This window comes from Aeromonas sp. LsrichE-8G (assembly GCF_022869435.1).
Taxonomy (GTDB): Bacteria; Pseudomonadota; Gammaproteobacteria; order Enterobacterales; family Aeromonadaceae; genus Aeromonas; species Aeromonas caviae.
On sequence record NZ_JALIHH010000126.1, the window covers coordinates 1 to 7,005 of the forward strand.

Annotated in this window: 10 protein-coding genes; 4 read left to right on the top strand and 6 right to left on the bottom strand. The window is 60.7% G+C overall.

Annotated elements, in window-relative coordinates; genetic code table 11:
- The first annotated feature begins 452 nt into the window (after positions 1-452).
- A complete protein-coding gene (locus MUW49_RS17005; protein WP_010674641.1) occupies positions 453-1,322 on the top strand; it encodes a S1-like domain-containing RNA-binding protein in 870 nt (289 codons plus the stop codon).
- Between the two features lies 1 nt (position 1,323).
- Positions 1,324-1,635, top strand: coding sequence for a DUF1289 domain-containing protein (locus MUW49_RS17010; protein WP_010674642.1), 312 nt, complete (start codon positions 1,324-1,326; stop codon positions 1,633-1,635).
- Positions 1,636-1,680: 45 nt separating this feature from the next.
- On the opposite strand, the gene MUW49_RS17015 is transcribed toward MUW49_RS17010, so the two are convergent.
- From MUW49_RS17015 to minC, 6 genes are all read right to left on the bottom strand, one after another.
- Positions 1,681-2,004, bottom strand: a complete 324-nt coding sequence (locus MUW49_RS17015) for an HI1450 family dsDNA-mimic protein (RefSeq protein ID WP_010674643.1) — start codon at positions 2,002-2,004, stop codon at positions 1,681-1,683.
- 284 nt (positions 2,005-2,288) lie between these two features.
- Positions 2,289-2,996: a monofunctional biosynthetic peptidoglycan transglycosylase gene (gene mtgA, locus MUW49_RS17020; RefSeq protein WP_113979241.1), complete on the bottom strand. Its 708-nt coding sequence runs from the start codon at positions 2,994-2,996 to the stop codon at positions 2,289-2,291.
- A gap of 53 nt (positions 2,997-3,049) precedes the next feature.
- Positions 3,050-3,376: an HI1450 family dsDNA-mimic protein gene (locus MUW49_RS17025; RefSeq protein ID WP_029314491.1), complete on the bottom strand. Its 327-nt coding sequence runs from the start codon at positions 3,374-3,376 to the stop codon at positions 3,050-3,052.
- A gap of 180 nt (positions 3,377-3,556) precedes the next feature.
- Positions 3,557-3,826, bottom strand: coding sequence for a cell division topological specificity factor MinE (minE, locus tag MUW49_RS17030; RefSeq protein ID WP_010674646.1), 270 nt, complete (start codon positions 3,824-3,826; stop codon positions 3,557-3,559).
- A 2-nt stretch (positions 3,827-3,828) separates the two neighbouring features.
- Positions 3,829-4,641 carry a septum site-determining protein MinD gene (minD, locus tag MUW49_RS17035; protein WP_010674647.1) on the bottom strand — a complete coding sequence of 271 codons (813 nt, stop codon included), beginning with the start codon at positions 4,639-4,641 and terminating at the stop codon, positions 3,829-3,831.
- A gap of 18 nt (positions 4,642-4,659) precedes the next feature.
- Positions 4,660-5,385, bottom strand: a complete 726-nt coding sequence (minC, locus tag MUW49_RS17040; protein WP_039039101.1) for a septum site-determining protein MinC — start codon at positions 5,383-5,385, stop codon at positions 4,660-4,662.
- A 106-nt stretch (positions 5,386-5,491) separates the two neighbouring features.
- Between minC and MUW49_RS17045 the strand changes: the two genes are divergently transcribed.
- Positions 5,492-5,770: a YcgL domain-containing protein gene (locus MUW49_RS17045; RefSeq protein ID WP_029314494.1), complete on the top strand. Its 279-nt coding sequence runs from the start codon at positions 5,492-5,494 to the stop codon at positions 5,768-5,770.
- Positions 5,767-6,729 carry a lytic murein transglycosylase gene (locus tag MUW49_RS17050; protein WP_103243177.1) on the top strand — a complete coding sequence of 321 codons (963 nt, stop codon included), beginning with the start codon at positions 5,767-5,769 and terminating at the stop codon, positions 6,727-6,729. Before MUW49_RS17045 ends, MUW49_RS17050 begins: the two co-directional genes overlap by 4 nt.
- Positions 6,730-7,005: the final 276 nt, after the last annotated feature.

The window sequence follows — 7,005 nt, forward strand, 5'->3', positions numbered from 1 at the left end:
CGGGACACGCCGTTTTAGCCTGTGGAGGCGCGGTGCAATCAGGCCGCCCGATGAAGCAGGAACCCGGTACTGCGCGAGCAGCTATCACCCAGTAATGGGGATCCCCCTCCTGTGACGCGAAGCGCTAAGGTGGGGGAGGATGTCAATGATTGAGATGACGGGTACGAGTGGCTGGGTTCATCGACGCTTCCTCTGGATTTGACGGCCGCGAAGTCTACCTAAAAGTGGGGTTATTTGCAGCAAAGGGGGAACTGAATGCTGCTAATATCGTCAATCTGGCCGCCCGGTAGCGGGAAAAGAGGTCAGACACAGGGGGGAGGGGCTAGGTCCTGCTGCCGCTCTGGGGTAACATGCGCGCCTGCATGACATAAATCGGCCCCGTCCTCTCTCATCCGACGGAGGCGATGCACCTCTATATGACGGGTCTTCCATGAGATGGGCCCATCCGGATATTGAAAGAAGAGATCACCATGTTACAGATTGGCAAGATGAACACCCTGACCGTCGTCGAGATCGAGGAGCGCGGCGCCTGGCTGGCGGCGGGGGAATACGGCGAGCTGCTGCTGCCCAGGCGCCAGTTGCCGGAAGGCGTTGCCGAGGAGAGCGAGGTGTCCGTCTTCCTCTATCTGGATGCGGATTGCGAGCCGGTGATCACCACCGACAAGCCCTTCGCCATGGTGGGGGACATCGTCGGTCTCAAGGTGGTCAATGCCAACAAGATTGGTGCCTTCCTCGACTGGGGCATGAAGAAGGATCTCTTCGTACCAAGCCGCGAGCAGAACAAGCCGATGCAGGTGGGCCATGTCTATCTGGTGCACCTGATGCTGGACAACGAAGGGCGCATGGTCGGTACCAGCCGTCTGGAGCGCTTCCTGCGCATCGACCCCCCTTTCAAGAGCGGTGACGAGGTGACGGTGCTGCCGGGGGAACACACCCCCCTTGGCATCAAGGCCGTGGTCAATGGCCAGTACGCCGGCATGCTGTTCAAGAACGAGGTGTTCGGCCGCGTGATGACGGGCCGGCCGCTGACCGCCTGGGTCAAGCAGGTGCGCGAAGATGGCAAACTGGACCTGACCCTGCAAAAGCCGGGGCTGGCCCGGATGGATGACGCTGGTGCGCGCATCCTGCTGCGCCTGCAAAAGCAGGGGGGCAGCCTTGCGGTGGGAGACAAGAGCGAGCCTGACGTCATCTACAAGATGTTCAGCATGAGCAAGGGCACCTTCAAGAAAGCGATCGGCGGCCTCTACAAGCAGGGCAAGATCGTCATCGAGGAGCACAGCATCCGCCTCGTGGGCTCCGACACGCCGGCAGGGGACGAATAAGTTGCCGAGTCCCTGCATCGGTGACTGCCGGGCCAAAGAGGGGCTCTGCCTCGGTTGTGGCCGCACCGTGACCGAGATAGGCCAGTGGTCCACCATGGACAGCGAGGCCCAGCTGGCCCGCATGGCCGAACTCGATGGCTCGAAGAGCACTCATGCCTGCCCGGGCTGCGGCGAGCCGGCGTTCTGCGCCGTGTCGGCGGGGGAACCCATCGAGCGCTGCTGGTGCAACCAGCTTCCCGCGTTGCCCATGAGCGATGCCAGCGCCTGCTGGTGTCGCCGCTGTCTGGCCAAGGCCATCTCGGCACGCCCCTGACTCGGGCAGCGCAAAAAACGAAAAAGGCGCCTGGGGCGCCTTTTCTTATGCCTGTTGCTGGCGGTGCCAGCGGATATGCACGTCGTGCTCGCTCTGATCCCGTGGGAGGAGGAAGGTGGCGTAGATCACCTCGAACTCGTCCTGATGATCCAGCAAGCCGACCCAGACCTCGGCCCAACGTGCCATGTCCACCGGCTCGCCGAGTTCGGTTGACCAGTCGGCATTGGGCAGGGTTGCCTCCACCGCGCCACGTTGCTCGAACTCGAGGGTGATGTCGACGATTTGTTCGGGGGCCAGCATGTCGGCGGCCTGCTCCAGAAACTGATCATAGGCCCACTCTACCAGCTGATCCGGGCTACGTTGTTCCATGAAATCACTCCAGATACGTCCAGGTTCGCCACTTTAACAAGTATTGGGATGGGCAGCCAGCCCGGGGGCGGTGATGCCGTGCTGTCAAATGGCGGGATCAGGGGATAAGGTTAACAGAGCCGCCAGCAGGGGCGGCGTGACGGGGCGGCCTGGCAAGATGAAGCGACGACAGTACAGAAGGCAGATCAAGCGGCGGCGCGAAACCTGGTGGTGGCACTATCTGCCCCTTCATCGGGAAACCGTCGGCGGCCATCTGGGGCCCGCCTCTGATCCGCAGGATGGCGCTACTCTGTGCCGTGAACCCGGTTCAGGGTGACTTGCCCGAGTTGACCCATCTGACGACGGATCCAGGCCGAGCGCTGCTGCACATAGGGTGAGGGGGGCTTGACCCGATAACGCCAGGGATTGGGCAGGGCGGCGGCGAGCAGGGAGGCCTCGTAGCGGGTGAGGCGTATCGCCGGTTTGCCGAAGTAGTGCCTGGCGGCCGCCTCGGCGCCATAGATGCCGGGTCCGAACTCCACGATGTTGAGATAGACCTCGAGAATGCGGGACTTGTCCCAGCCCAGCTCCATCAACAGGGTGAACCAGGCCTCTATCCCCTTGCGCAGGAAGCTGCGATCGCTCCACATGAAGAGGTTCTTGGCGGTCTGCTGGCTGAGGGTGCTGGCACCGCGCACCCGCCCGCTTTGCTGGTTGTGCCTGAGGGCCGAGCTGATGGCGTCCATGTCAAAGCCGTGATGTTCGGCAAAGCGCTGATCCTCGGCGGCGATCACCGCCAGTTGCAGCTCCCGGGAAATCTGCTCAAGCGGCACCCAGTCGTGCTTCACCTCGGCCACCTTGGCAGGGGGAAACAGGGCGCGTTCGAGGCGCCAGGTCCACATGGGAGGGTCGATGAAGCGCAGCAGCGCGACCGAGACGATGGTGCTCGCAAAGGCGGCCAGCAGCAGCTTGCCGAGCCAGCCCAGCAGTCGCCGTTTGCGCGAAGGCCTCACGGGCGCGGGCCCGCCGTCCCAGTCATAGTGGCCAGGATCATCGGGATCCGGAATTATTGGGGCAGCCATTCGATGTGGCAGAACTTCTCGTCGACGCGGCGGGAGAGCAGCATGCGGGCAAACAGGTGCTCGTACTCTTCTTGTTCGTTGCCAAGGCCGACCCAGATCTCGGCATAGTCGGCGTCGCTCACCTCGAATCCCACGTCGGCCGCCCAGTCGTCGGCGGGATCGGTCTCCGCCAGCAGGCCGCGGTCGTTGAACTCCTGATTGAAGCGGACGATCTCCTGCTCGGGCAGGTTGTCGGAGGCCAGCTCCATGAAGAGTTCGAGGGCGGTGTCGAGCAGTTCCTCGACGCTGTGCATTTCGTCATTCAAAGACATAAGAGCCGTGTTCCAGATAAGGGGGGAGGGAAAGCCCGTCGGCAGCGCCTCGGGGTGCGCGGTATTCTAGCTGGCCCTGATGCCCTTGGCGAGATGCCGGGACGCCAGGCATTAAAAAACCGGATCCTGGGAAAGGATCCGGTCTTCATTGGGGGAAGGGGTCGCGCATGGTGCGTCAGCTCATCCCTTCTTCTGGTCGTCGGCGAAGGTGATGTTGAGCTCCAGCACCGACAATTCGTCACTCTTCTGATCAAGCTGGACGGTGATCTTGTCCGGGTCGATCTGCACGTATTTGCGGATCACGTCGAGGATGTCCTGCTTGAGCTGGGGCAGGTAATCCGGCCCCCCTCTGGATGAACGCTCGTGAGCCACGATGATCTGCAACCGCTCTTTGGCCAGTTGTGCGGTGTTCTGTTTCTTGTTGGAACGAAAATAATCCAATAATGACATGCTTAACTCCCGAACAGTCGGCTAAAGAAGCCTTTCTTCTCTTCTTCCAGAAAACGGAAATCCTTGGTGTCACCCAAGAGGCGGGCGACGGCGTCCTCGTAGGCCTGACCGGCATCGGACTCCTTGTCCAGAATGACCGGCTCGCCGGAGTTGGAGGCGCGCAGCACCGCCTGGGACTCCGGGATCACCCCGAGCAGTTTGATGGCCAGGATCTCCTGTACGTCCTGCACGCTCAGCATGTCGCCGCGGTTGACGCGGGTCGGGCAGTAGCGGGTCAGCAGCAGGTGCTCCTTGATGGGATCCTCACCGCGCTCGGCACGGCGGGACTTGGAGGCCAGGATACCGAGGATGCGATCCGAGTCACGCACGGAAGAGACTTCCGGGTTGGTGGTGACGATGGCCTCGTCGGCGAAATAGAGCGCCATCAGGGCGCCGGATTCGATACCAGCGGGGGAGTCGCAGACGATGTAGTCAAACTGCATCTCCGCCAGCTGATCCAGGATCTTCTCCACCCCTTCACGGGTCAGGGCATCCTTGTCCCGGGTCTGGGAGGCGGGCAGGATGAACAGGTTTTCGCAACGCTTGTCCTTGATGAGGGCCTGGTTGAGGTTGGCTTCCCCGTTGATGACGTTGACGAAGTCATAGACCACGCGCCGCTCGCAACCCATGATGAGGTCCAGGTTTCTCAGACCAATGTCAAAATCGATGACCACGGTCTTGTGGCCACGCTGGGCCAGACCGGTGCTCAGTGCCGCGCTGGTTGTCGTCTTGCCAACGCCACCCTTGCCCGATGTAACGACTATGATTCGCGCCATTCTCGCTTCCTTGTAACTCTATTTGATTCGGTCTATACGAAGTTGTTCATTGTCGAGCCGGATATGGACCGGCTCTTGTATCACGCCTGCAGGCAATGCATCGCTGAGCTGGAAGGTGCCCGCGATGGAGAGCAGCTCGGCCTGCAATTGCTGGCAATAAATGCGGGCCTTGGGATTGCCCTTGGCCCCTGCGATGGCTCGGCCACGCAGGGCACCATAAACATGGATGCTGTCATCGGCGATGACTTCGGCGCCAGGGCTCACCGAGCCCAGCACCACCAGCGAGGTGCCGGCTGCATAGATCTGCTGACCGGAGCGCACCGGGCCCACGTGGACCTTGCTTGCCTCCACGGGCGCTGGCACCGGGGGAACCGGTGCGGCCTCCACTGGCTTGGGCTCTGGCACTGGCGGCGTCGGCTCAGGTTCTGCCTTGCGGCTCTTGCCTGACACCATGACGGCGAGGCCTGCCGCCTTGGCGGCCGTCTTCATCGCCTCGTCCCGCGCCCCCGTGATCCCGACCAGCACGAAGTCTTCCGACTCAACCAGCTCCCTGAGCTGTTCGAAATCGGGGATCGCTTCGAGGCGTTCCACATTGAGGACGAGGGGGGCACAATTAAAAAACTGGGGGGCCTGCGCGACCTTGGCCTCCAGCAGTTGTCGGATCCGGGCCGGATTGCCATCGCTGAGATGCAACACAGAAATAGTGAAGGTGGTCCCTTTCAATTCGTTATCGCGTTCAACCATGAATCTTCCCCGAACCGAGACGGTAATACGTTATTGTTATTCAATTCCTGATGTTATAGTTTGCCACCACCAGAGGCAATAAACCCGTCGGATTATATCAATTTCCATGTTGTGTGCAGTCTATAAAAGTCGCAAAAAAGCCGAGACCTATCTCTTTATTGAACGAAGAGAGGACTTTTCCCGCGTTCCCGAGGTGCTGATGAGTACCTTCGGGCGTCCCGAACTGGTCCTGATGACCAAGCTGGACCCGGCCAAGCCCCTGGGGCTGGCCTCCACGGAGCGGGTGATGGCCGCCCTGAAGAGCCAGGGCTTTTATCTGCAGGTGCCACCGCCACCGGAAAACCTGCTGGAGCAGCACAAGGCGCAATTAAAGGGCGCACGATGAGGGCGGGGCGGCTGGCACTGCTGTTGTCAGGCGCCCTGTCGGGATCGCCGGTGCAGGCCGGCCCCGATTTTGACCAGTACGTGGCAAGCCTCAAAGAGCAGGCGCTGGCGGCGGGCATGTTGCCCGAGACGGTGAGTGCGGCCTTTGCGGATGTCCACCTTGTCGATGCCGTCATCAGGCACGACAAAAATCAGCCGGAATTCAAACTGACCCTGGACACATATATTCCCCGGGCGGTGCCGGAATGGAAAGTCAAGCAAGCCCAAACCTTATATCGCCAGCATTTGCCGCTGCTCACAAAAATAGGCCGGGAATATGGGGTACAGCCCCGCTTTATTGTTGCCTTGTGGGGAATTGAAACCAATTTCGGCAAAATAACCGGCCATTATCCCCTTATCTCTTCTCTCTCGACCCTGGCCTGGGACGGTCGCCGTGAAGCCTTCTTCAAAGGCGAGTTGTTCGATGCCCTGCGCATTCTGGAGCAGGGACATGTGAACCCCGCCAACTTCAAGGGATCCTGGGCGGGGGCCATGGGACAGGTGCAGTTCATGCCCTCGTCATTCCTGCGATACGCGGTGGATCAGGACGGGGACGGCAAGAAGGATCTCTGGGGCAATCTCGCGGATGTATTTGGATCGGCTGCCAATTATCTGAGCCAGAACGGCTGGCGCGAAGACCAGACCTGGGGACGGCGGGTGAGGGTGCCAGAACGCCTGGACCCCGCCTTGCTGGGACTTGATACCCGCAAGTCCCTGGCGACCTGGCAGGCCCTCGGGGTTCGCCAGCAGGACGGCTCACCTCTGCCTGCGGTCGACATGCAGGCCTCCCTCATCCGCCCCGACGATATTCACGGGCGAAGCTACCTTGCCTATGACAATTACCGGGTACTGCGTCACTGGAATCGCTCCCCCTATTTCGTGGTGGCCGTCGGCACCCTGGCCGATCGCATCGTGAAATAGCTCTCCCCCGTTTTCCTGTCACGGCGAACGGGTGGAGGTGATATGCCCGTCTCTTTTTATCCCTTGTCGGCCTCCCTTTATTCAGGAACGTCGCCCTTTAAATCGCGACCAAAAAAAAGCGGGAATATATCCTAATGCCAGTCAGTTAAGCCTGACTGGCATTGTTTTTACTAGGTTTTCTCGTCGCATACTTCTGTGGTTTGGCTTTGATGCACCTTGGGTAACTTCGTTCTCGGCGGGCGGGTAACTTGAACTGCTCTGCCTGTTTGTCCAACT